The organism is Variovorax sp. OV084 (assembly GCF_900111625.1).
GTDB lineage: Bacteria > Pseudomonadota > Gammaproteobacteria > Burkholderiales > Burkholderiaceae_C > Variovorax.
On the sequence record NZ_FOII01000001.1, the window covers coordinates 226,600 to 249,648 of the forward strand.

The 23,049-nt window shown below is 65.8% G+C and carries 24 protein-coding genes; 12 read left to right on the forward strand and 12 right to left on the reverse strand.

All coding sequences use genetic code 11. The features are described from left to right. The first annotated feature begins 68 nt into the window (after positions 1-68). On the forward strand, positions 69-482 hold the full coding sequence (locus tag BMW87_RS01175) for a hypothetical protein (protein WP_093073586.1): 414 nt from the start codon (positions 69-71) through the stop codon (positions 480-482). A 19-nt stretch (positions 483-501) separates the two neighbouring features. Here BMW87_RS01175 and BMW87_RS01180 read toward each other — a convergent pair whose 3' ends face one another. The 4 genes from BMW87_RS01180 to BMW87_RS01195 all read right to left on the reverse strand — a co-directional run bounded on the left by BMW87_RS01180 (position 502) and on the right by BMW87_RS01195 (position 3,328). Next, the gene (locus BMW87_RS01180) at positions 502-1,236 is read right to left on the reverse strand and encodes a transporter substrate-binding domain-containing protein (protein WP_093073588.1); all 735 of its coding nucleotides are present in this window, start codon (positions 1,234-1,236) and stop codon (positions 502-504) included. 40 nt (positions 1,237-1,276) lie between these two features. Further along, positions 1,277-2,107, reverse strand: coding sequence for a substrate-binding domain-containing protein (locus tag BMW87_RS01185; protein ID WP_177192707.1), 831 nt, complete (start codon positions 2,105-2,107; stop codon positions 1,277-1,279). A gap of 99 nt (positions 2,108-2,206) precedes the next feature. After that, positions 2,207-2,407, reverse strand: coding sequence for a type II toxin-antitoxin system antitoxin (locus BMW87_RS01190; protein ID WP_093073590.1), 201 nt, complete (start codon positions 2,405-2,407; stop codon positions 2,207-2,209). Between the two features lie 24 nt (positions 2,408-2,431). Next, positions 2,432-3,328: an SPFH domain-containing protein gene (locus BMW87_RS01195; protein ID WP_093073592.1), complete on the reverse strand. Its 897-nt coding sequence runs from the start codon at positions 3,326-3,328 to the stop codon at positions 2,432-2,434. Between the two features lie 206 nt (positions 3,329-3,534). Here BMW87_RS01195 and BMW87_RS01200 point away from each other — a divergent pair, with 206 nt between their 5' ends. Continuing rightward, positions 3,535-4,023 carry a Spy/CpxP family protein refolding chaperone gene (locus BMW87_RS01200; RefSeq protein ID WP_177192708.1) on the forward strand — a complete coding sequence of 163 codons (489 nt, stop codon included), beginning with the start codon at positions 3,535-3,537 and terminating at the stop codon, positions 4,021-4,023. A 24-nt stretch (positions 4,024-4,047) separates the two neighbouring features. On the opposite strand, the gene BMW87_RS01205 is transcribed toward BMW87_RS01200, so the two are convergent. The 3 genes from BMW87_RS01205 to BMW87_RS01215 form a co-directional block, all read right to left on the reverse strand. Further along, positions 4,048-4,818: a TIGR04325 family methyltransferase gene (locus BMW87_RS01205; RefSeq protein ID WP_093073596.1), complete on the reverse strand. Its 771-nt coding sequence runs from the start codon at positions 4,816-4,818 to the stop codon at positions 4,048-4,050. 90 nt (positions 4,819-4,908) lie between these two features. Continuing rightward, positions 4,909-5,808 (reverse strand): response regulator transcription factor, encoded by a 900-nt coding sequence (locus tag BMW87_RS01210; RefSeq protein WP_093055847.1) that lies wholly within the window; start codon positions 5,806-5,808, stop codon positions 4,909-4,911. Then, positions 5,786-9,181 carry a hybrid sensor histidine kinase/response regulator gene (locus BMW87_RS01215; RefSeq protein WP_256216616.1) on the reverse strand — a complete coding sequence of 1,132 codons (3,396 nt, stop codon included), beginning with the start codon at positions 9,179-9,181 and terminating at the stop codon, positions 5,786-5,788. Before BMW87_RS01215 ends, BMW87_RS01210 begins: the two co-directional genes overlap by 23 nt. 257 nt (positions 9,182-9,438) lie before the next feature. Here BMW87_RS01215 and urtA point away from each other — a divergent pair, with 257 nt between their 5' ends. The 9 genes from urtA to BMW87_RS01260 all read left to right on the forward strand — a co-directional run bounded on the left by urtA (position 9,439) and on the right by BMW87_RS01260 (position 18,271). Then, on the forward strand, positions 9,439-10,704 hold the full coding sequence (gene urtA, locus BMW87_RS01220; protein ID WP_093055851.1) for an urea ABC transporter substrate-binding protein: 1,266 nt from the start codon (positions 9,439-9,441) through the stop codon (positions 10,702-10,704). Positions 10,705-10,789: 85 nt separating this feature from the next. After that, entirely contained in the window at positions 10,790-11,704 is a 915-nt protein-coding gene (urtB, locus tag BMW87_RS01225; RefSeq protein WP_093073600.1) for an urea ABC transporter permease subunit UrtB, read from the forward strand. A gap of 148 nt (positions 11,705-11,852) precedes the next feature. Beyond that, on the forward strand, positions 11,853-13,046 hold the full coding sequence (gene urtC, locus BMW87_RS01230) for an urea ABC transporter permease subunit UrtC (RefSeq protein ID WP_093055855.1): 1,194 nt from the start codon (positions 11,853-11,855) through the stop codon (positions 13,044-13,046). Between the two features lie 25 nt (positions 13,047-13,071). Beyond that, entirely contained in the window at positions 13,072-13,815 is a 744-nt protein-coding gene (gene urtD / locus BMW87_RS01235; RefSeq protein WP_093073602.1) for an urea ABC transporter ATP-binding protein UrtD, read from the forward strand. A gap of 212 nt (positions 13,816-14,027) precedes the next feature. After that, positions 14,028-14,717 carry an urea ABC transporter ATP-binding subunit UrtE gene (gene urtE, locus BMW87_RS01240; RefSeq protein WP_093075114.1) on the forward strand — a complete coding sequence of 230 codons (690 nt, stop codon included), beginning with the start codon at positions 14,028-14,030 and terminating at the stop codon, positions 14,715-14,717. Positions 14,718-14,755: 38 nt separating this feature from the next. Then, positions 14,756-15,988 carry a formamidase gene (fmdA, locus tag BMW87_RS01245; RefSeq protein ID WP_093055859.1) on the forward strand — a complete coding sequence of 411 codons (1,233 nt, stop codon included), beginning with the start codon at positions 14,756-14,758 and terminating at the stop codon, positions 15,986-15,988. Positions 15,989-16,002: 14 nt separating this feature from the next. Beyond that, positions 16,003-16,344, forward strand: coding sequence for a zinc ribbon domain-containing protein (locus tag BMW87_RS01250; RefSeq protein WP_093055998.1), 342 nt, complete (start codon positions 16,003-16,005; stop codon positions 16,342-16,344). A gap of 157 nt (positions 16,345-16,501) precedes the next feature. After that, on the forward strand, positions 16,502-16,852 hold the full coding sequence (locus BMW87_RS01255) for an alpha/beta hydrolase (protein WP_093055861.1): 351 nt from the start codon (positions 16,502-16,504) through the stop codon (positions 16,850-16,852). Between the two features lie 123 nt (positions 16,853-16,975). Then, positions 16,976-18,271 (forward strand): aspartate carbamoyltransferase, encoded by a 1,296-nt coding sequence (locus BMW87_RS01260; protein ID WP_093073604.1) that lies wholly within the window; start codon positions 16,976-16,978, stop codon positions 18,269-18,271. A gap of 22 nt (positions 18,272-18,293) precedes the next feature. Here BMW87_RS01260 and BMW87_RS01265 read toward each other — a convergent pair whose 3' ends face one another. Genes BMW87_RS01265 through BMW87_RS01280 form a run of 4 tightly spaced genes read right to left on the reverse strand, consistent with a single transcriptional unit; the run spans position 18,294 to position 20,140 of the window. Then, positions 18,294-18,644, reverse strand: coding sequence for a VOC family protein (locus tag BMW87_RS01265; RefSeq protein ID WP_093073606.1), 351 nt, complete (start codon positions 18,642-18,644; stop codon positions 18,294-18,296). After that, positions 18,641-18,943, reverse strand: a complete 303-nt coding sequence (locus BMW87_RS01270) for a hypothetical protein (protein WP_093073608.1) — start codon at positions 18,941-18,943, stop codon at positions 18,641-18,643. Before BMW87_RS01270 ends, BMW87_RS01265 begins: the two co-directional genes overlap by 4 nt. Next, positions 18,940-19,416, reverse strand: coding sequence for a GNAT family N-acetyltransferase (locus BMW87_RS01275; protein WP_218149734.1), 477 nt, complete (start codon positions 19,414-19,416; stop codon positions 18,940-18,942). The genes BMW87_RS01270 and BMW87_RS01275 overlap by 4 nt, the downstream gene beginning before the upstream one ends. Positions 19,417-19,456: 40 nt before the next feature. Next, positions 19,457-20,140 carry a class I SAM-dependent methyltransferase gene (locus BMW87_RS01280; protein WP_093075120.1) on the reverse strand — a complete coding sequence of 228 codons (684 nt, stop codon included), beginning with the start codon at positions 20,138-20,140 and terminating at the stop codon, positions 19,457-19,459. A gap of 187 nt (positions 20,141-20,327) precedes the next feature. Here BMW87_RS01280 and BMW87_RS01285 point away from each other — a divergent pair, with 187 nt between their 5' ends. Beyond that, positions 20,328-20,705, forward strand: coding sequence for a hypothetical protein (locus tag BMW87_RS01285; protein WP_093073610.1), 378 nt, complete (start codon positions 20,328-20,330; stop codon positions 20,703-20,705). A 28-nt stretch (positions 20,706-20,733) separates the two neighbouring features. On the opposite strand, the gene BMW87_RS01290 is transcribed toward BMW87_RS01285, so the two are convergent. After that, a complete protein-coding gene (locus tag BMW87_RS01290; protein WP_093073612.1) occupies positions 20,734-23,019 on the reverse strand; it encodes a glycoside hydrolase family 3 N-terminal domain-containing protein in 2,286 nt (761 codons plus the stop codon). Positions 23,020-23,049 lie beyond the last annotated feature (30 nt).

Consider the following 23,049-nt stretch of genomic DNA (forward strand, 5'->3'; position numbering starts at 1 on the left):
CATTGTTTGAACCGGCGCGCGCCGCCCGGCATATCGGTCGGTGCGCGCCTCATCGCACGAGGATCAACATGAACACAGCATTGAAATGGCTGGCCGCCGGGGCGTCGGCATTGCTGCTTGCCGCATGCGGCGCAAGCAGCAGCAGCGGACCCGAGGCCGAACTGGTCGGCACCTACGCCGTCAAGCAGAACGGCGCGCTCAAGGAACTGATCAAGATAGAGAAGCAGGGCGACCGCTACGTGATGCGCGACAAGGTGCGCACGCCCGAGTGGAGCGAACCGAAGATGCAGATGAAGCCGGTCACGCGCGAGCAATGGGCTCGCATCACCACCGACAAGGAGGGCACCGCCTTCGTTGGCATGGCGAGCGAGCAGCTAGGCATCTTCAAAGTGCCGGCGGGCTGGAAGAAGAACGGCTTCCAGACTTCGACGGGCTACTTTCTCTTCTACTCGCGGGGGCCGGTGGAGGCGTACAAGCTCTGACGGCTGAAGCGCCGGTAGGTCAGGCCGCGGGTGCCACGCTCGCGCCCTCGATGCGATGGCGCTTCAGCGCATCGGCCACGAAGCCGCTGGCCTTCATCTCTTCGACGAAGGCGGCGAGCAGCGCTTGTGCCGCGGCGCCGCGGCTGGCCGGCGTGCCCATGGCCTGCTGGATCACCATGAAGCGGCCCGGGAGCACGCGCACGCCGGGTGCGCGCTGCGCTTCGCCTTCGAGCATCTGGCGGATGCCGGCCGCCACTTCGACTTCGCCTGAACGCAGTGCTGCAAGCGCCGGGCCCGCGCCCTGCAGCCGCACGATCTCGGCTGCCTTGATCTCGCGCGTGAGGAACAGGTCGTAGGCGCTGCCTGAGCCGACCGAGATGCGGTGGCCCTTCGCATCGACCTGCGCGTTGTCGGCGAGCGCCGAAGCTTCGGGCACGAGGTAGCTACCCTCGATCAGCACATAGGGCGCGGTGAACAGCAGCCCTTCGCTGCGTGCCGGGTCGATGGCGAAGAAGCCGATGTCGGCCTTTTCGTTTTTTACAGCCTCGACCGAAGCCGCCGCCTTCTCGAACACCACCAGCTCGACGCCCACACCGAGCCGCCGTGCGAACTCTCGCGCCAGATCGATCGAGACGCCTACCGGCTCGCCGCTGGCCGCGTCCTTGTTGGCCAGGATGGGGTTGCCGAGGTTGATCGAGGCGCGCAGCGTGCCGCCGGGCGCGAAAGCGGAAACGAGGGCGGGGGAGATCGTCATGGCGTGTGTCGTCGATGAGAGCTGGGGGATGCGCGTCAGTTTACGGCGCGGTCAGTGGCTCCAGCCCCGTCTTGGCAATGGTGGGCGCGGCAGCGGGCGAGTTGAGATAGCGGATCAGCTGCCGTGCCGCATCGGGTTGTTTCGATGCGGTGGCCACGCCGGCAGAGAACACCGTCACCTGCTGCACTTCTGCCGGCAGCGGGCCGATGTAGTCGATGCCGGCGATGGGCAACAGCTCGCTCACCTGCTGCAGGCCGAGCGCTGCGTCGCCGCGCGCTACCACCGTGCCGACGCGCTCGCTCAGGATGCGCTTGCTCTTGGGCTTGACCTGGTCTTCGATGCCGAGCTTCTTGAGCAGCTCGGTCTCGTAGTAGGTGCCGCTTGCGCTGGCCGAGTAGGCGATGGACGGGGCCGCGAGCAGCGTGCGCTTCAGTGCATCGACGGAACTGATGTCTGGCTTGGGTGCGCCCTTGCGCACTGCGAAGCCGATGGCCGAGCGCACCAGGTCGACCTGGCTGCCGGGCACGACCTTGCCCTGTGCGACGAGTGCATCGAGCGCGGGGCGAGCGAGGATCACAACGTCGGCCGGCTCGTTGCGCGCGAGGCGGCTGGGGATCGAGTCGTCGGCATTGCCCATCGAGGCGCCGTATGCCGTTTTCACGGTGCGGCCGCTGCTGCGCTCGAACTCGGGGCGCAGGTCGTTGTAGGCGGCGGTGAAGCCGCCCGAGGTCATGACGTGGATGTCGCCGGTGGCGGGCTTGCTGCCGCCGCCGAGGCCGCCGCAGCCGGCGAGCGCGAGGGCTGCAATCAGCGGAAGGGCTGCGCGGCGGGTGAGGGTGCGAAAGGAAGAAGAAAGAATGGGCTTCGTCACGATGTCTCCAGGAGGAAGGAAGCGGCGGCGTGAGCGCTGCCTGCTACTGCCATCGTAGAAGCCGGGGCTGTCATTCGGCCTTCAGCGGATTCGGGGTTATCACTGAGGGGACGACGCAGGCTCGTCGGGCTTGCCTGCGTCCGCGGCGGGCAGCCTTCCTCGCCTGGCCAGCCCTTCGCGCAGCAGGAACTCGACCTGCGCGTTCGCGCTTCGCAGCTCCTGCGCCGCCAGGCGTTCGATCTCGGCCCACAGGGCCGGATCGATGCGCAGGGGGTAGGATTTTTTTCCGGGACTGGCCATCGGGTGCGGGTAGAGAGACGGGCTTCAGGTGTACAGCGTACCGGTGTTGACCACGGGCTGCGTCTCCCGGTCGGAGCACAGCACCACCAGCAGGTTCGACACCATCGAGGCCTTGCGCTCGTCGTCCAGCACCACGAGATTGCGCTCCGACAGGCCCTTGAGCGCTGCCTCGACCATGCCGACCGCGCCCGCCACGATCTGGTGCCGCGCACTGACGATGGCCACCGCCTGCTGGCGGCGCAGCATCACCTGCGCGATCTCGGGGGCGTAGGCGAGGTGGGTGAGCTTGGCGTCGAGCACTTCGACGCCCGCGCTGGCAAAGCGTTGGTTCAGCTCGTCCTTGAGTGCATCGGCCACCGTGTCGAGCCCGGCGCGCAGCGTGGTTTCTTCGCTCTGCAGGTCGTCGCCGCTGTCGTAGGCATAGAGAGTGGCAAGGTGGCGGATGGCTGCTTCGGCCTGGATGGCGACGAACTTGTTGTAGTCGTCGATCTCGAACACGGTCTGCGCCGTGTCGTAGACCCTCCATACCACCGCCGCGCCGATCTCCACCGGGTTGCCGCGCTTGTCGTTCACCTTCAGCGGCGGTGTGTTGAGGTTGCGTGCGCGCAGCGAGATCTTCTGGCCGCTTTGCAGCGGGTTGGTCCAGCGCAGGCCCTCGGTGCGGTCGGTGCCCTGATACTCGCCGAACAGCGTGAGGATGATGCCCTCGTTGGGCTGCAGCATGTAGAGGCCAGGGATCAGCACGAGGCCGATCACGATCAGCAGAATGCTCATGGGCAGCGGCATCAGGCGCTGCACCAGCGCCCATATGCCGACAGCGATCAGCAGCAGCACCACGGCCGACACGCCGTAGCCGTTGATCGACCGGTAGGGGCGCTCCTTGCGGACCTTGCGCGGTGTTGTGGGGGTCTTCTCTTGCATGTAGCCTCCGTTAAAAGTGATATCACTTTAATATCTTTTTGAAGGCCGTCAAGATGTTTTCGATGCCGATGAAGCGCTGCCTCGATCCAGAAGTAAAGACGGCCTGCTTTACCCCGGGTTTACGGGCTCGCAACGCCCGGGACAGCTGCCGCGCCTGAAATGCGCGGTGGTCCTTCGAGGGCCAGGCATCGAAAGAACCCGCAATGATGATGAATCGACCCCTGCAGCGCTTCGCGCTTGCCGCTGCCCTTGTCGCCGTGAGCGGCCATTGCTTTGCGCAATTCGGCGGTGGCGGTGGCGGTGGCATGGGCGGAGGCCGGCGCGGTACGCGGCCCGACAGCACGACGAGCCCGCGCACAGGCGACGGCCTGTCCACGCCGGCAACCGCTGCGGGCAAGATCCGCGACAAGCTCTACGACTTGCGCGTGCAACTCATGATCACGCCCGAGCAGTCACAGCTGTGGGACCGCTTCTCCGATGCGGTGTGGGACATGGCCAGCCGCGCCGGCATGACTGCCGCGGCGCCACCAGACGACCTGACCGCCGTGCAGTTCGCGCAGCAGCGCGCCATGCAGGCACAAGACCGTGCCCGGCGCACGCAGGCAGTAAGCGATGCGTTGTCGAAGCTCTACGACGCAATGACGCCCGAACAGCGCCACACGGCCGACCAGAACCTGCCGGCCGTCATTCCCTGACCGGGCCGATGCATCGGCGGGCGATCAGGTGATGAGGTCGAAGCAGCAGCCCGCGTAGTACGGCTTGTCCCCGCCGTCGACGAAGGGCACCTCGATAGGCTTGCCCTCGTTGCGCCACACATCGCGCTTCCTGTAGCCGGAGCGCGCGAGGTCGGCCAGGAGTTCGTCGTGGTGCTGGATGCGGTACGGGCACACGGCCACGCCGATGCTGTTGAGCGTGTAGATCGTGCGCTCGGGGTGCACGGCCGTGGTGTTCATGACGATGCGCCTGGGCTTCACGGCCAGTGCGGAAAGAATCGCGTCCATGCGGGTCGGCAGGTACTGCAGGCTGCCCGACACATACAGCACGTCGCAGCCGCTCGCATCGCGGTAGTCGGTGGTGAAGCCGAGTTGCTCGGTCGCTTCGCGCTTGACGGCCATCGCTCGGCCGCTCTCGACCACGCCAGGCACGTCGCACACCGTCCAGCGCAGGGTGTCGGGGTAGCTCAGCACGCGGCGGAAGGCGTAGTACTTGATGCCGACGTGTCCGCCCAGGTCGAACACGCGCGTCAGGCCCGCGTCGATGGAGCGGCCCAGCCAGAAGAGACCGGGATAGTCGTAGAAATAGATCTGCGGGCTGTAAAGCTCGCCCGCGTCGGCATTGGCGTAGCCAACGGCCTTGGAGGGCGGTGCGCCAGCCTCGGCCGCCGCGAAGCTCTCGAACGAACCCATGAACAGGTTCTCGTCCGTGTTGTTCAGGAACTTGCGCCTGTACGCACTTTCGCGGGGAGGAAACTGCAGAAGGCTTGAAAGCATCTATTTCTCCGGTGGCATGCCCATTCTGGGTGCAACCAGAGCATTCGAGGGCTATAGCCCAGTGCCGTTGGGGCGGTTACCCCATGGGGGTTACATACCGCTCGCCAGCGCCGCCGCAGCCGCCCGCGTTTCCACCCCCAGCTTCTCGAAGATGTGCTCCAGGTGCTTGTTCACCGTGCGTGGGCTGGTGCCCAGGATCTCGCCGATGTCGCGGTTGGTCTTGCCTTTGGCGAGCCAAGACAGCACCTCGGTCTCGCGCGGCGTGAGTGCGGCGTCGGCCAGGCGGGCGGCCGGCCCTTCGCGCTGGATGGCGAAGAGCAGCATCGTCTCGCCGAGTGCCGCCGCGCCGAGGTTGCGCACCGACAGCCGCATGCCCGTGGCGGTGCCTATGGCAATGGCCGCGCCCGGTGCGAGAGCCGGTTCCAGCGAAGCGGGCAGCAGGCCCGGCGCCACCGGGTCTTCCAGCGCATGCAGCCACAGCGCGGCCTGCGGCGAGCGCCACGCGATGCGCCCGCGCGTGTCGATGAACACCACACCCATGCCGGCCACGTCGACAGCGTCTCGCGCCATGCGCGTGATGCGCGCGTTGCGCGCATGCGTGTGCAGCCGCGCCAGCACCTCCTGCGCGCGGATCGGCTTCACCACGTAGTCGACGCCGCCGCATTCGAAGCCCTCGACCACGTGCGAGGTTTCAGAAAGCCCCGTCATGAACAGCACCGGAATGTGCGCCCATGCCGGGTTGGCCTTGATGCGCCTGCAGGTCTCGAAGCCCGAGAGGCCGGGCATCAGGCCGTCGAGCAAGATTGCGTCGGGCACCACCAGTTCGAGCCGCTGCAGCGCGGCCTCGCCGTCGGCCGCCACCAGCACGGTGTAGCCGCTGGCCTCCAGCGTGTCGCACAGCATGCCGAGGCTGCTGGGTGCGTCGTCCACCACCAGCACCACGGGGCGTTCGGATGATGATGGCGATTCAGGGGGCGAGGGTGTCTGCATCTTCGGCCAGTGCGTTGCGGAGGTTGTCGAGTTCGAAGCGCGTGACCATGCCGCGCAGCCAGGTGCAGGTCGATGCCGCTGCGGGCGAGGCGGCCGCCAGCCGGTCGAGCGCCGTGTGCAGGCCGCGCACATGGCCCATCTGCACGAGGCGCATGAGCTCGGCGCGGTCGTCTTCCGAAAGGGCAAGCTGGCGCGGGCGCTGCGGCACGTCTTCTGCAGCGGCGGGCGGCAACGCATCGCTGCCCGACAGCCATTCGAGGCCGAGGTGCCGCTCCAGCGTGGCGATCAGCGCCGACTCGATCACCGGCTTGCCCACAAAGGCCTGGCAGTCCGCCGCGCGCAGCCGCTCGCTCTGGTTCTCGAACATGTTGGCCGAGACGATGATGATCGGGATGTCGCGAAAGCCCGAGGCGCGCACCGACGCGGCGGTCTGCCAGCCGTCCATGTCGTCCATCGTCAGGTCGAGCAGGATGGCCGAGGGCAGCTCCTCGCGCAGGCTGTCGAGGCATTCGGTGCCGCTCGCAGCCTCGCGCACCTCGAAGCCCAGCGGCGCGAGCATGCCGGCGAGCATCTGGCGCTGCACGGGCTGGTCGTCCACCACCAGCAGCGTGCGGCGCGCGCCGATATAGCCCGACACGGGTTGCCGCAGCGCGCCGGCCTTGCTGGCCTGCGGGCCGGGGTCGGCCACTTCGCGCAGGTACACGCGTACGCTGAAGGTGCTGCCTTGCGAAGAGGTCGAGGCCAGCTTGAGCTCGCCGCCCATCAGCGAAGTGAGCAGCCCGGTGATCGTCAAGCCCAGCCCCGTGCCGGGCTCGCCGCGACGGCGGCCCGCCGCACCGCGCTCGAAGGGCAGGAAGATGCGCTGGTGGTCCTGCGCCGCCACGCCGATGCCGGTGTCGACCACGTCGAAGCGCAGCACCTCGCGCCGCGCATCCACATGCAGCGTGACGGTGCCGCTGTCGGTGAAGCGCACCGCGTTCGTCAGCAGGTTGATGAGAATCTGCCGCAGCCACTTCGCATCGGCATGCACCCATGGCGGCAACTGCCCGGCGTGCGTGAAGACGAAGGCCAGGCCCTTGTTCTCCGCCTGCGGCCGCACCATGTGCACGAGCTGGTCGAGAAAGGCCGGCAGCGCGAGCGGCGCGGGCTCCAGCTGCAGCCTGCCGGCCTCGATGCGCGCCAGGTCGAGCAGGCCGTCGATCAGGCCCAGCATGTGCTCGCCGCTGCGGTGAATGGTCTGCACCGCCTCGCGCGGCGGCGTCACGGCGTCGCCCTTCAGCAGGATCTGCGAGTAGCCCAGGATGCTGTTGAGCGGCGTGCGCAACTCGTGCGTCATGCCGGCCACATAGCGCGTCTTGGCCTGGTTCGCGGCCTCGGCGGCTTCCTTGGCGGTCTGCAGCGCAGCATCGGTGCGGCGGTGCGCCTCGATTTCGAGGGCCAGCAGGTTGTTGTGGCGGTTCGATTCTTCCTGCGCCATCTGCCGGCTTTCGCTGCCCAGCACCACCCACCACGCGGCCACAGCGGCCACGACGGAGAGCAATGCGAACACTTTGAGAAAGGCAGTGGCCATGACCGAATCGCTGGTGCCCGCCAGCGCCTCCTGCGCGTAGACCACGCCGACCACGGTGGCCAGCAACGCGATGAGCGAGGCGGCTATCAGCAGGTAGTGCGCCACGCGGAAGTTCAGCCGCGCCGACAGCGCCGGCGGCAGCAGCGCCTGCAGCCAGCCGCTCATCTGCTCGGCCGCGCGCGAGTTTGTCTTGCAGCGGTCGTGGCAGCGCGATTCGAGCGTGCAGCACAGCGAGCAGATCGGCGCGCTGTAGGCAGGGCAGTGCGCCATGTCTTCAGACTCGAAGCTGTTGTCGCACACCGAGCACTTCACGCTCTGGCCCGGCTTCCAGCGGTCGATGTCTGTGCGCGCGAGGTAGTAGCGCCCGCGCGTACGCCAGGCCAGCAGAGGCGACACGGCCATGGCCGTCACCAGCGCGATGAAGGGCGAGAAGGCGCGGGCCCAATGCCCCAGCACGCCGGAGTAGGCCAGCATGGCCAGCGCAGCCGCCACCAGCATCGCCATCAGCCCCACCGGGTTGATGTCGTACAGGTGCGCGCGCTTGAACTCGATGGTCTTCGGGCTCCAGCCCAGCGGCTTGTTGATGACCAGGTCGGCCACCAGCGCGCCGACCCATGCGATGGCGATGTTGCTGTAGAAGCCCAGCACGTGTTCCAGCGCCGCGAATACGCCCAGCGCCATCAGCAATATCGCGATGACCACGTTGAACACCAGCCACACCACGCGCCCCGGGTGGCTGTGCGTGAGCCGCGCGAAGAAGTTAGACCACGCGAGCGAACCTGCGTAGGCGTTCGTCAGGTTGATCTTCATCTGCGAGATCACCACGAACAGCACCGTGATGCCCAGCACCCAGGCCGGGTCGCGCAGCACGTACGAGAAGCCCGTGAGGTACATCTGCGTGGGCTCGATCGCGTGGTTGGCCGGTATCTCGTGCTGCAGGGCCAGGAAGGCGAGGAACGCGCCACCCATCATCTTCAGCATGCCCGGCACGATCCAGCCCGGCCCGGCGATGAGCACCGCGGTCCACCAGCGGCCACTGTTGGCGGCGGTCTTCTCTGGCAGGAAGCGTAGGTAGTCGACCTGCTCGCCGATCTGCACCACCAGCGAGAAGGCCACCGTGGCGGCGGCGCCGAACATCAGCGGATCGAAGCCGCTGCTGTCTGAGGTGCGTCCGACCAGGCTGGTGAAGTCGGCGTACAGCTCGGGCTTCTTCACCAGTACCGCGATGAACGGGCAGACGAACAGCACGATCCAGATCGGCTGCGTCCACAGTTGCAGCCCCGATATGAGCGTGATCCCCCGCGCCACCAGCGGAATGATGACGATCGACGACACCATGTACAGCAGCCATAGCGGCCAGTCGAGGTACATCTGCAGCGCCAGCGCGAGGATGGCCGCCTCCAGAGCGAAGAAGATGAAGGTGAAGCTCGCGTAGATCAGCGATGTGAGCGTGGAGCCAAGGTAGCCGAAGCCCGCGCCGCGCGTGAGCAGGTCCATGTCCACGCCGTGCCGGGCCGCGTAGTACGAGATGGGCAGGCCCGTGAGGAAGGTGATGAGCCCCACCACCAGGATGGCCCACAGCGCATTCGAGAAGCCGTAGCTCAGCGCGATGGCGCCGCCGATGGCCTCCAGTGCCAGGAACGAGGTGGCGCCGAAGGCCGCGTTGGCCACGCGGAACTCCGACCACTTGCGAAAGCTGCGCGGCGTGTAGCGCAGCGCGTAGTCCTCCAGCGTTTCGTTCGCGACCCAGGCGTTGTAGTCGCGGCGGATGCGAAAGATCTTCTGTCCGGAGACGGATTGCATGGCTGGTTCTCGCGGCGGCGGTGGCATGGGGCAGGTACAGCAAGAAGCGCTCCCTGTGCTTCTTTACCCTCGATGTTTTCCACCGATGTCTGGCTCGCGAGTCTGCGGGCAGGGCCGGCTCCCGCCGCTACGTTGAATGACGTATTCGCGCAAACCCGGGTGATTTCTAAAGTACCAGCCATGGTGCTCGAGGCACCGTCCGATGCACTGCGATGGTGCGCGGCTCTACTTTCCAACAACCTGCCTGGAGTTTCCTGATGTCGCGTGATTCAGATCTTTCTCTCGATGCCCTGGCATTGCGCCGCCGCCGTCTGCTGCAGGGCGCCGCCGCGCTGCCCGTGATGGGCCTGAGCGGCCTGAGCTTCGGCCAGGGGCAATTCCCCACGGCCAAGGTCAACACCACCAAGCTCGCCGTGACCGACACCGAGGTAACGGTGGGCCAGCTGCATTCGTCCACCGGCACCATGGCGATTTCGGAGACCGGCTCCATCCAGGCCGAACAGCTCGCCATCGACCAGATCAACGCCATGGGCGGCGTGCTGGGCCGCAAGATCAAGGTCATCAAGGAAGACGGCGCCTCCGACTGGCCGACCTTCGCCGAGAAGTCGAAGAAGCTGCTGGTCAACGATCACTGCGCGGCCGTGTTCGGTTGCTGGACCAGCGCCTCGCGCAAGGCCGTGCTGCCTGTGTTCGAGAAAGAGAACGGCCTCTTGTACTACCCGACCTTCTACGAAGGCCTGGAGCAGAGCAAGAACGTGATCTACACCGGCCAGGAAGCCACGCAGCAGATCATCTGGGGCCTGGACTGGGGCGCGAAGGAAAAAAAGGCCAAGACCTTCTTCCTGGTGGGCTCCGACTACATCTGGCCGCGCACCTCGATGAAGATCGCGCGCAAGCACATCGAGAACTTCCAGAAGGGTTCGGTCAAGGGCGAGGAGTACTACCCGCTGGGCCACACCAACTTCAACTCGCTGATCAACAAGATCAAGGTGGCCAAGCCCGACTGCATCTTTGCGGCCGTGGTGGGCGGCTCGAACGTGGCCTTCTACAAGCAGCTCAAGGCTGCGGGCATCACGGGCGACAAGCAATTCCTGCTGACGCTGGCCGTGACGGAAGACGAAATGACCGGCGTGGGCGGCGAGAACTTCGCGGGCTTCTACTCGTCGATGAAGTACTTCCAGACGCTGGACAACGCGAACAACAAGAAGTTCGTGGAAGCCTTCAAGGCGAAGTACGGCAAGGACGCGGTGATCGGCGACGTGACGCAAGCGGGCTACCTCGGTCCGTGGCTGTGGAAGGCGGCGGTGGAGAAGGCCGGCAGCTTCGACGTGGACAAGGTAGTCGCGGGTTCGCCGGGCATCGAGCTGAAGACGGCGCCAGAAGGCTACGTGAAGCTGGATGCGAACCACCACTTGTGGAGCAAGGCGCGTATCGGGCAGGGGCAGCTCGATGGCACGTTCAAGGTGGTGGCGGAGTCGGCTGAGCTGATCAAGCCGGATCCGTTCCCGAAGGGCTACCAGTAAGCCAGCAAGCAGGCCGTCGGCCCTCACCCCAACCCTCTCCCGCTGGCGGGAGAGGGGGCAACTCCAACATTCCGGACTTCCCGCCATGACTCTGTCGGACATGATGAACATCGGCCTCATGCAGGGCTTCGCGGGGCTGAGCCTCTTCGCGGTGCTGCTGCTGATGGGGCTGGGCCTGGCGATCATCTTCGGCCAGATGGGCGTGATCAACATGGCGCATGGCGAGTTCATGACCATCGGCGCCTATTCGATCTACCTGGCTGCACGCATCACCGAAAGCCTGGCGCCGGCGTTCATGCCGTACTACTTCCCGATCGCCATCGGGCTGGCCTTCGTCTTCGCCTTCGTCACCGGATGGATCGTGGAGTGGGTGCTGATTCGCCACCTGTACAAGCGACCGCTCGACACGCTGCTCGCCACCTGGGGCGTGAGCTTGGGTCTGCAGCAGATCTTTCGCACCTTCATCGGCCCGAAGGAAGTGAGTCCCACGCTGCCCGAATGGCTCATGGGCTCGTGGACGCCGCATGAAGGCCTGGACATCCCGATCAACGGCCTGTTCGTATTGGCGCTCACAGCGCTGGTCACGGGCGGCGTGCTCATCGCTCTGCACAAGAGCCGCTGGGGTCTGCGGGTGCGCGCCACAGTGGCCAACCGCACGATGGCCAACGCCACCGGCATCGACACGAAGAAGACCGACCGCCTGACCTTTGCCATCGGCTGCGGCATTGCCGGCATGGCGGGCGCGGCCTTCACCACCATCGGCTCGACCGGGCCGACCTCGGGTTCGCTCTACATCGTCGACGCCTTCCTGGTCGTCACCTTCGGCGGCGCGGCCAGCCTCTTCGGCACGGTGGTTTCGGCCTTTGGCATTGCGCAGACGCAGTCGATCTCCGAGTTCTTCATGACCGGCTCGATGGCCAAGGTGCTGACGCTGTCGCTGATCGTGCTGATTCTGATGATGCGCCCCCAAGGCCTGTTCGCCGTCAAGGTCCGCCGTTGAAGGCACGCATGAACCTACTGCGCGACCCGATCTCGCATCTGCGGTCCTCGCCGCACGAGAGTGCGGCTCCGGTCCTCAATGCGACCTCGGGCCGCTCGCTACGGTTCCTGCGCGCATTCAACTCCTCTTTTTTGCTTTGGAGTCATCGATGAATTTCATCAAGGCCTCGATCCAGCGCTACCAGCTCGGCAGCCTGCTGCTCCTGGTGCTGCTGCTCGCGGTGGTGCTGCCGCTGTCGCTCGACATCTTCCGCCTCAACCTCGTGGGCAAGTACCTCACCTACGCCTTCGTGGCCGTGGGGCTCGTCATGGTGTGGGGCTACGGCGGCGTGCTGAGCCTGGGGCAGGGCGTGTTCTTCGGCATCGGCGGGTATGCGATGGCGATGTTCCTCAAGCTCGAAGCCTCCGATCCCATCACGACCAAGATCCAGTCGACGCCTGGCATTCCGGACTTCATGGACTGGAACCAGATCACCGAGCTACCCACGCTGTGGCTGCCCTTCAAGAGCCTGCCGCTGAGCCTTGCGCTGGTGGTGCTGGCGCCGATGGCACTGGCCTGGCTCGTGAGCTTTGCGATGTTCAAGCGGCGCGTGGGAGGGGTGTACTTCGCGATCATCACGCAGGCGGTTGCGCTCATTTGCACCGTGCTCATCATCGGCCAGCAGGGCTACACGGGCGGCGTGAACGGCATGACCGACCTGAAGACGATGCTGGGCTGGGACACGCGCACCGACAGCGCCAAGTACGTGCTGTATTACGTCTGCGTCGGCTTGCTGGTAGCGAGCATCCTGCTGTGCCGCTGGGTGCAGACCAGCAAGCTGGGCACGCTGCTGCTTGCCATGCGGGACAAGGAAGACCGCGTGCGCTTCTCGGGCTACGACGTGTCGAACTTCAAGGTCTTCATCTTCTGCCTGGCGGCCGGGCTCTCGGGCATCGGTGGTGCGATGTTCGCGCTGCAGGTGGGCTTCATGTCGCCGAGCTTCGTGGGCATCGTGCCCTCGATCGAGATGGTGATCTTCTGCGCGGTAGGCGGGCGCATGAGCCTGGTGGGCGCGGTGTACGGCGCGCTGCTGGTGAATGCGGGCAAGACGCTGTTCTCCGAGAGCTTTCCGGACCTGTGGCTGTTCCTGATGGCCGGGCTCTTCATCGGCGTGACCATGGCCTTCCCGATGGGGCTTGCCGGAGTGTGGGAAGAAAAGATCCGGCCGTGGTGGAAGTCGCGTCGCCAGGCGCTGCGCGATGCAGCCGTCAAGCCGCCGGTTGCAGCCGCACCAGTGGCGCCGCCGACAGCATCACAACCCGAACCCACGCTGCCCGAAGGCGTCGGCAGCCAGCGCGCCTGACGACTGAACCCGGAGCCACACCCTCATGAGCAACACCGACTTCGCGCTCGCCGTGGAAGACCTCACCGTCTCCTTCGACGGCTTCAAGGCCATCGACGACCTCACGCTGTACATCGACCGCAACGAGCTGCGCGTGATCATCGGCCCCAACGGGGCAGGCAAGACCACGCTGCTCGACCTGATCTGCGGCAAGACGCGCGCAAGCGCGGGCAGCATCAAGTTCAAGAACACCGAGCTCACGAAGATGGCCGAGCACAAGCGCGTGCGGCTGGGCATCGGCCGCAAGTTCCAGACACCATCCATCTACGAGAACCTGAGCGTGTTCCAGAACCTGGAGGTGTCGTTCCCGAAGGGCCGCTCGGTGTTCGGCGCGCTGGCTTTCAAGTGCGACGATGAGGTCAAGGCCAAGGTGCAGGCGATTGCGGAAGAGATCGGCCTGGCCGACCGTCTCGACACAGAGGCCGGCCTGCTGAGCCATGGCCAGAAGCAGTGGCTTGAGATCGGCATGCTGCTGATGCAGGAGCCCGAGCTGCTGATGCTCGACGAGCCCATCGCCGGCATGAGCGCGCGCGAACGAGAGCTCACGGCCGACCTGCTCAAGCGCATCTGCCAGAACCGCGCGGTGATCGTCATCGAGCACGACATGGCCTTCGTGAAGCAGATCGCGCACAAGGTCACCGTGATGCACCAGGGAAAGATCCTTGCCGAGGGGCCTATGGAGAAGGTGCAGGCTGATCCCAAGGTCATCGATGTTTATCTGGGGCACTAGATGAAGGGCCGTCGTTCAGGGTGCGATCACGCCGACGGGGTACCTTGCTCCGCGAATGTCCCCCGCCCTTCGGGCTCCTCCTTTATTTCGCTGCGCAAGGCACCCCATCGACGTGATCGTTGGACAGAGCAGTCGTTGATCAGTCGTGCACCAGCGGCCTGTGCAAGCACCCCGAACACAACCCGAGAGAGTCCAAAGATATGAGCAACCTCATGCTGAAGGTAGAAGACCTGCACGTAGCCTACGGCCAGAGCGAGGCCCTGCACGGCATCTCCTTCGAGGGCCATGCCAACGAAACCATCGCCATCATGGGCCGCAACGGCATGGGCAAGACCACGCTGTTCAAGAGCCTCATGGGCGTGCTGCCGTTGAAGAGCGGGCGCATCGAAGTGGCGGGCCAGGACGTGTCGCGCGACGAGAGCTTCCGCCGCGTGGCAAAAGGCATTGCCTACGTGCCGCAGGGCCGGATGATCTTTCCGACACTGACGGTGGAAGAGAACATCCAGACCGGGCTCGAGAACTCGAAGACCCGCCGCATTCCCGAAGAAATCTACGCGCTGTTCCCCGTGCTGTGGGACATGAAGAGCCGCAAGGGCGGCAACCTCTCGGGCGGCCAGCAACAGCAGCTTGCGATTGCACGCGCCCTCGTCACCGACCCCAAGGTGCTGCTGCTCGACGAGCCCACCGAAGGTATCCAGCCTTCGATCATCAAGGACATCGCCAAGGCACTCAACGAGATCCGCAAGCTGCGCGGCATCACCATCGTCGTGTCCGAGCAGGTGCTCAGCTTTGCGATGGACGTGGCCGATCGGCTCTTCGTCATCGAAGGCGGCCGCCTCGTGCATGAGACCGCGCGCGACAAGACCGACGTGGACCACATCAAGGCCTACCTCTCCGTTTGATTTCCGTTCAACCACAACCCAACCAGGAGCCACTGCAAATGACGGACACGCTGATCAAGGTCGATCTGACCAAGTCGCCCACCGAGAACGAGTTGATTCACAACCGCTGGCACCCGGACATTCCGATGGCCTGCTGGGTCAACCCGGGCGACGACTTCATCCTCGAGACTTTCGACTGGACCGGCGGCTTCATCAAGAACAACGACAGCGCCGACGACGTGCGCGACATCGACCTGAGCACGGTGCACTACCTCTCGGGCCCTGTGGGCGTGAAGGGTGCAGAGCCCGGCGACCTGCTGGTAGTCGACCTGCTCGACATCGGCGCCAAGCAGGACAGCCTCTGGGGCTTCAACGGCTTCTTCTCGAAGAAGAACGGCGGCGGCTTTCTCACCGACCACTTTCCCGAAGCGCAGAAATCGATCTGGGACTTCAAGGGCATGTTCACCAGCTCGCGCCACATTCCGGGCGTGAACTTCGCGGGCCTCATCCACCCCGGCCTGATCGGTTGCCTGCCCGACAAGCCCATGCTCGACATGTGGAACGAGCGCGAGAAGGCGCTCATTGCCACCGACCCCGATCGCGTGCCCGGCCTTGCCAATCCGCCGTTCGCCGGCACCGCCCACATGGGCAAGATGACCGGCGAGGCGAGGGCGAAGGCCGCCGCCGAGGGTGCGCGCACCGTGCCGCCGCGCGAACATGGCGGCAACTGCGACATCAAGGATCTGTCGCGCGGCTCCAAAGTGTTCTTCCCCGTGTACGTCGACGGCGCAGGCCTCAGCGTGGGCGACCTGCACTTCAGCCAGGGCGACGGCGAAATCACCTTCTGCGGCGCTATCGAAATGGCCGGCTGGGTGCACATGAAGGTCACGCTCATCAAGGGCGGCATGGCCAAGTACGGCATCAAGAACCCGATCTTCAAGCCCAGCCCGATCACGCCGCAGTACAACGACTACCTGATCTTCGAAGGCATCTCCGTCGACGAGAGCGGCAAGCAGCACTACCTCGACGTGAACGTCGCCTACCGCCAGGCCTGCCTGAACGCCATCGAGTACCTGAAGAAGTTCGGCTACTCGGGTGCGCAGGCCTATTCGATTCTTGGCACGGCGCCGGTGCAGGGCCACATCAGCGGCGTGGTCGACGTACCCAACTCGTGCGCCACGCTGTGGCTGCCCACGGGCATCTTCGACTTCGACATCAATCCGAACGCCTCGGGCCCGGTGAAGATGATCGACGGCAGCATCAGCATGCCGCTGTCGCACGACCTGCGTTGAAAGACAGCCAGGCCATGCCCACTTACGACTACGCCTGCGGGCAATGTGGCGGCTTCGAGGCGCTGCGGCCTTCGGGCCTGCGCGACGAGCCCGCCGCATGCCCCGATTGCGGATGCGCCTCGCCGCGCGTACTTTCAGCCGCACCGCGGCTCGCGCTGATGGCCTCGGGCACGCGCCGCGCCATGGAGACCAACGAGCGCGCACGGCATGAGCCCGGCAGTTCGCGCGACTACGCGCGCTTCAAGCATCCGGCGGGCTGCGGCTGCTGCAGTTCGGGCAAGCGGGGTGCGACGGTGACGGCGCCCAACGGGGCCAAGTCCGCGCCTTCGAGGCGGCCGTGGATGATCAGCCACTGAGGCTGCCGTTTCATGGGGCAACCCCTATTGACCGGCTTCTTTTCAAGGCCCTGATTGTTTCAATCCTGTGAACGCCGTGGTTCATTTCGACGGCGTTTTTCAGGGCTCTTCAGGATCAAACTTCTCCTCACCAACCCATCACTTGAAGGAGATTGAAATGAATGCCTCGAAGATCCTCGCCGCTGCTGCCCTCTCGCTCCTGGCTGCTGCCGGAGCCCACGCAGAAACCTACGACGGCGTGCACGTCGTGAACTCTTCTGTGACCCGCGCTGAAGTCGCACCGCAAGCCGTTGCCGCCGCTCGTGCTGGCAACGAATACAGCGATGCCTCGGGCGCTGGCGCACAAGCCTTTACCTCGACCGCCAATCGCGCGACCGTGCAAGCCGAAGCCGTTGCCAAGGCACACGACCCGTTCGCCAGCCTCGACCGCCGCGCGTTCTACCGCGACGAAGTGCCGGCTGCGTACAAGAAGCCCAGCGTGTCGTTCACGCGCCAAGCTGGCCTGTAAGCACCGACCACGACACCTTCGGGTGTTGCAAAAGAAAGAACGGGCCCTCGGGCCCGTTTTTTCATGGCCGATCACTTTGTGGTTGTTGCCAAAATATACGCATTGAGTATATATTTGCGGCCCATGAACATGCCGCAACAGGTGCTCCTTCGCGACGCGATGCGTCAACTCAACATGACGCGTGATGCTTTCGCAGAGCGCATCGGCAGCCGCAGAAGGGCGCTCGACGCCTGGCTCCTGCCCGACGAATCCAATGAATTCAGGGCCATGCCCGAAGTCGCACGGCGCTTCGTGAGCGAAATCCTGGCTTCAGACGGGCGGCGCAGTGAATATACGCAAAGCGCACATGAAGGTGCCTTGCGCCAGGCGCTGGCCACTGAAGGCTCGCACCACCTGCTGTCGGTCAGCCAGTTCAACCGCGACGCCATCGACGAACTGTTCCAGTTGGCCGACGTGATGCAGCCCATCGCGCGCCGACGCAAGGTCAGCCGCGTGCTCGAAGGGGCCGTGCTGGCCAATCTGTTCTTCGAAGCCAGCACGCGCACCCGCGTGAGCTTCGGCGCGGCGTTCTGCCGGCTGGGCGGCTCGGTGTGCGACACCACGGGCTTCACTTTTTCGTCGATGGCCAAGGGCGAATCGATCTACGACACCAGCCGCGTCATCAGCGGCTATGCCGATGCGATCGTGGTGCGGCATCCGGAGCAGGGCTCGGTCGCCGAATTCGCGCGCGCCACCAACGTGCCGGTCATCAACGGCGGCGATGGCCCGGGCGAGCACCCCAGCCAGGCGCTGCTCGACCTGTACACCATCCAGCGCGAGTTCTCGCGCCTGGGCAAGCTGGTCGACGGCGCGCACATCGCGATGGTCGGCGACCTGAAGTATGGGCGCACCGTGCACTCGCTCATCAAGCTGCTCGCGCTGTACCGCGGCCTGAAGTTCACGCTGGTCTCGCCGCCGTCGCTCGCAATGCCCGCGGAAATCGTGGAGGCCGTGAGCCGCAACGGCCACGTCGTCGAGACCGCCGCCACGCCCGCGCAGGCGCTTGCTGGCGCGGACATCATCTACGCCACGCGCATCCAGAAAGAGCGCTTCGCGAACGACGAAGTGCTGGAGGGCTTCGACAACGCGTTCGAGATCAACCGCGCGCTCATCGAATCGGCCTGCAAGCCCGAGGTGGTCGTGATGCATCCGCTGCCGCGCGATGGCCGCCCCGGCTCGCACGACCTGAGCGTCGACCTGAACAACGACCCGCGCCTGGCCATCTTCCGCCAGACCGACAACGGCATCCCGGTGCGCATGGCGATCTTTGCCACGCTGCTGGGCGTGGAAAAACTCGTCAGCCGCTCGATGCGCGATGCTGCCTGGACGCCGCCCTCGCATATCGGGCCGGACGACAGCGTGTTTCACGGGCTCGATTGAGGCTCGCGAGAGCGCGTGGCCGTCAGGCGTGCGCGAGGATGTTGACCAGCTTGCCGAACGGATCGCGCACGTAGAAGCGGCGCACGCCCCAGGGTTCGTCCGCCGGGCCGTATTCGATGGCGAAGCCCGCGGCCTTCATGCGTTCGAAGGCCGTGTCGATGTCGTCGACCTCGATGGACAGATCGGGCACTGGCGTACCCGAGCCGCCTTCCGACGCGAAGCTGACCTGCAACGTCATCTCGGCCTGCGAGCCGTAGGTCTGGATCCAGCCGTGGTCCATGAGCAGATCGAGGCCGAGGATGTCCTTGTAGAAGACAGCCGCACGCGCGGGCTCGGGCGTTGCGAAGTTGGCGACCAGTCGTTTGACTTTCATGGGGTAGGTTTTCTGATCGTGAAGGTTTGGAGTTGGCCGTCGCGCTCGACGTGCAGCAGGCCGCCTTCGACGCGGATGCCGATCCAGCGTTCGATGCGCCCGTCCGAATGGATGATCTCGATGCTGTCGTCGGATATCAGGCGGTAGTTGAACAGCGGCCCGGCCAAAGGGCCGTTCTTCTTGCCGATCGTCGCGGTCACTCGGCCCGTCGATCGAAAGCAGTAGCTGTTGACCAGCGTGTCGGACACGAGGTCGAGGAAGTGGTCGATGGGGAGGGCGTGGTTGGGCGTGATCGTCATGGTGTTCGGATGCCCGCATCGTCGCGCTGGAAGTCTCTGCGGTACTTGACGAAGCCTTTCTTCTTCGAGCCTGCAAAGCCGCAGTGCTCGAAGAACCGGTGTGCTTCGCCGCGCTCGACTGAACTGAGCAGCATGATCTTGGAGCAGTCGTGCGCGATGCATTCGTCTTCGATGTGCCGCAGGAGTGCCGCTCCCGAGCCTTGGCCGCGAAACGCCTCGCCGACAACGATGTTCTCGACCACGGCGAAGGGCTGGGCCCTGTACATCACATCGGTGCAGAAGTTCAGCAAGGCCGTCGCGCGCAGCACGCCCTCATGCTCCAGAACAAGCAGCGCCGTTCGAGAGTCGTTCGCCAGTTCGGCGATGTGCTCCGGCAGGACGCACACGCGCGTGTCGCCGATCAGCTCGCAGTACAGCGCCTCGATGCCCTTGGCATCGTCCGGTCTGGCGCGTCGGATGTTCGTTGTCTCCACAAGGCAGCCTTCCGATTCAGAAGCGGCCGAATATAGAGCCTCAAACAGTCGCACGCCGGTACGTCAGCAACCGCCCCCGATACGCCGCCCGGCTCACGGTTGCGATCTGGTCCAGCCGCTCCTCGCACATGCCGAAGCCTTCGTCCGCCATTTGCCTGTTGAATGCCGACCGGTTGCCCCGGTCCGGGTCGACGATCCACACCTCGGCGGCGGGGCTGGTGTGGCGGGCGATGAAGGCGGCGAGCAGGCCTTCCGCATCGCGCTCGTACAGCAGGTCGCTGCCGATCACGAGGTCGAACAGGCCGTGCACGTCGCCGTCGGCGCCGGTCTCCTGCATGCCCCAATGGCCGCGCCTGTATTTCATGGGCGGCAAGGCGTTCAGCCGAAGGTTCTCCAGCAGGAAGCCGCCAGCGAGCGGGTGGCAGTCGCTCGCTGTCATGTCGTTGCCGCGCCGATGGCCGACCAGGCTTGCTAGCGCGAGGCCGCAGCCGATCTCGAGCACGCGCGCGCCCAGCACCACGGGGTGCAATGCCATGCGCGCGGCCAGTTGCGCGCCCGAGGGCCACAGCAGCCCGAACATTGGCCACGAGGCAGAAGAGATTCCCTGCGCGGCAGCCGTGCCCAAAGGGTCCGAGAACTGTTGCCGATCGAGCAGCGATTGAATGACGAGGTCGTCGGCACCCGCGATGGCGATGCGCTCCAGCTTGAGTAGATAGCCCGGCATCGAAAGGGGCAGGGTCTCGCGTGCGAGGCCCCGGTGCAGCAAAGGTGGGCCAGTATGCGCCCTTGCCGGTTGCGCGCCTTCTCACGCTCATCTAAGCAAACTCTCACTGCTGCGTAAGCGGCCTCTCACGGCCTGGTAAGTACCGCGTCCTAGAGTGAATTCATCGTCATCACTCAAGGAGACAACCATGAGATTTCGTATCGCAACCCTCTGCATTGCCGCCGTTCCGGCGCTGGTGCTGACATCGCTCGCGCACGCAGGCGGGCTGGCCGATCCCGACTATCCGCAGATCTCGCATTCGACCCAGTCGCGCGATGCGGTGGCCGAGGACGCCATGCGCGCCAACAACGGCATTCACGCAACAGAGGTTCTGGAATCGCAGGTGCAGGCGCCTGTGTCGGGCGCCGACCGTGCGCAGGTGCAGGCCGAGGCGATTCGCGCGAACACCGGCATCCATCCGACGGAAGTTCTGGAATCGCAGGTGCAGCCGCCGGTGGCTTCTGCGAACCAGCCGGATGCGGCGATGACACACGCCACCAACACAACTGGCGCGACCACCTACTGAGCCGCCGCGGCGCCTTGCACGCCCGGCGTCAATCGCGCGTGAGCACGAAGCGCCTGCGGATGCCGTTTGCGGCCGAAGGCGCCACCCACAGGTCGAACTCGCCGGGTTCGACGGTCGGCTTCATGTCGCGGCCGATGAACGCAAGGTCGTCGGCCGTGAGCGTGAACTCGACGACCGCTGAAGCTCCCGGCGCGATGCCGATCTTGCGAAAGCTCTTCAGCTCGCGCACCGGCCGCGTCACGCTTGCCGCGCGCTGGCCGATGTAGAGCTGCACTACTTCTTCCGCGTCGCGCTGGCCGGTGTTGGTGACGGTGGCGCGCACGCGCAGCGTTTCCGACATCGGCAGCCGCTCTGTACTCAGCTCGACGTTGTCGTAGCGCACCGGTGAATAGCCGATGCCGAAGCCGAAGGGGTAGAGCGCTTCGTTCGTCGCGTCCAGGTAGCGCGTCTTGAATGACGTGCCTGGCGCGTTCTCGGGCGACGGCCTGCCGGTGCGCTTGTGGGCGTAGTAGTAGGGCACCTGGCCGGCCGTTTGCGGAAAGCTCACGGGCAGGCGGCCCGAGGGGTTGAAGTCGCCGAACACGACGTCGGCGATCGCGTTGCCGGTCTGCACGCCGAGGAACCACGTGACGAGGATGGCGCGCGCATTGCGCACCGCGCCCTTGAGCGCCATCGCTCGGCCGTTGCTCAACAGCACTATCACGGGCTTGCCAGTGGCGGCCACGGCCTCGGCCAGGTCTTGCTGTGCTTGCGGCAGCCCGATGTCGCTGCGCGAGCGCGCCTCGCCCGACATCTTCTCGCTCTCGCCGATGGCGAGCACCACCACGTCGGCATCGCGCGCGGCCGCCACCGCGGCGTCGATGCCGCCGGGCAGCGTCGACTCGATGCCCGAGCCGCGCACCACGTTCACCGACGAGTTGGGCCCCAGCGCCCCGCGCAGGCCCTGGTCGATGCCCACTGGTGCCGACTGTCCGGGGAACAGGCTCCACGCGCCCATCAGGTCGACGGTGCCCTCGGCGAAGGGCCCGATCAGCGCGATCTTCGTGCCGGCCTTGGGCAGCGGCAGTAGCATGCGCTCGTTCTTCAGCATCACGATGGAGCGGCGCGCGCTCTCGCGGGCCAGTGAGATGAATTCGGGGTTCTCGGGGCGCTGCGAGGCGGGTGGGCCGTCGAGCCCGTGCATCGGGTCGTCGAACAGGCCCAGCTTCTGCTTGACGCGCAACACGCGGCGCACGGCCTCGTCGAGCCGCTCCATCGGCACTTCGCCCGAGGCCACGAGGTCGGGCAGGTAGCGCATGTACAGGCCGCTCTGCATGCTCACGTCGGTGCCGGCCATGAAGGCCTGCTTGGCGGCCTCGCGCGGGTTGGCGGCGTAGCCGTGCTCCACCAGCTCTTCGTCGGCCGTGTAGTCGGAGACCACGAAGCCCTGGAACTTCCATTCGTCGCGCAGCACGCCTGTGAGCAGCGAGTGGTTGGCGGTGGAGGGCACGCCGCCGATTTCGTTGAAGGCGCTCATCACCGAGAGCGCGCCGGCATCCAGCGCCGCGCGGAACGGCGGCAGGTACACCTCGCGCAGCGTCTGCTGCGAGATGTCGCTCACGTTGTAGTCGAGCCCGCCTTCGCCCGCGCCGTAGGCCGCGAAGTGCTTGGGCGTGGCCAGCATCGAGTCGGGCCGCGAAAGGTCCGACCCCTGGAAGCCGCGCACGCGCGCGGCGGCGAACTGCCGCGAGAGGTATACGTCTTCGCCCGCGCCTTCGAGGCCGCGGCCCCAGCGTGCGTCGCGCGCGATGTCGACCATGGGCGCGAAGGTCCAGCGGAAGCCGTCGGCCGTGGCCTCGACCGCCGCGGCGCGCGCGGTGCGCTCGGCCAGGTCCGGCTCCCAGCTGGAGGCCTCGGCCAGCGGCATCGGGAACATGGTGCGAAAGCCGTGTATCACGTCCGCGCCGAAGATCAGCGGAATGCCCAGGCGCGACTCGTTCACCGCAATCTGCTGCAGCCGCCGCTTGCCTTCGAGGCCGGCGTTGTTGAACAGGCCTGTGAGCCGGCCGGCGCGCACGTCGGCAGTCTCCTGCTGTGCATTGCGCCAGCCGGCCTGGGGGTTGTTGGGAGTGTCGATGTCGGCGGGGCCGTACAGGGTGAGCTGGCCGGCCTTCTCCTGCACTGTCATACGGGCGATGAGAGCCTCGATGCGGGCCTCGGGCGTCAGCGCTGCATCTGCCGCGGCAGGGGCAGCGGATGCAGGGGGAAGCAGGAGCGCGAGGGAGAGAAGGGCGGAGGCGGGAGCGAGAAAGGAAGCCGGGGTTCTGATGCGCATGGCCTCCTATTCTGCAGATAACGCCGCCAT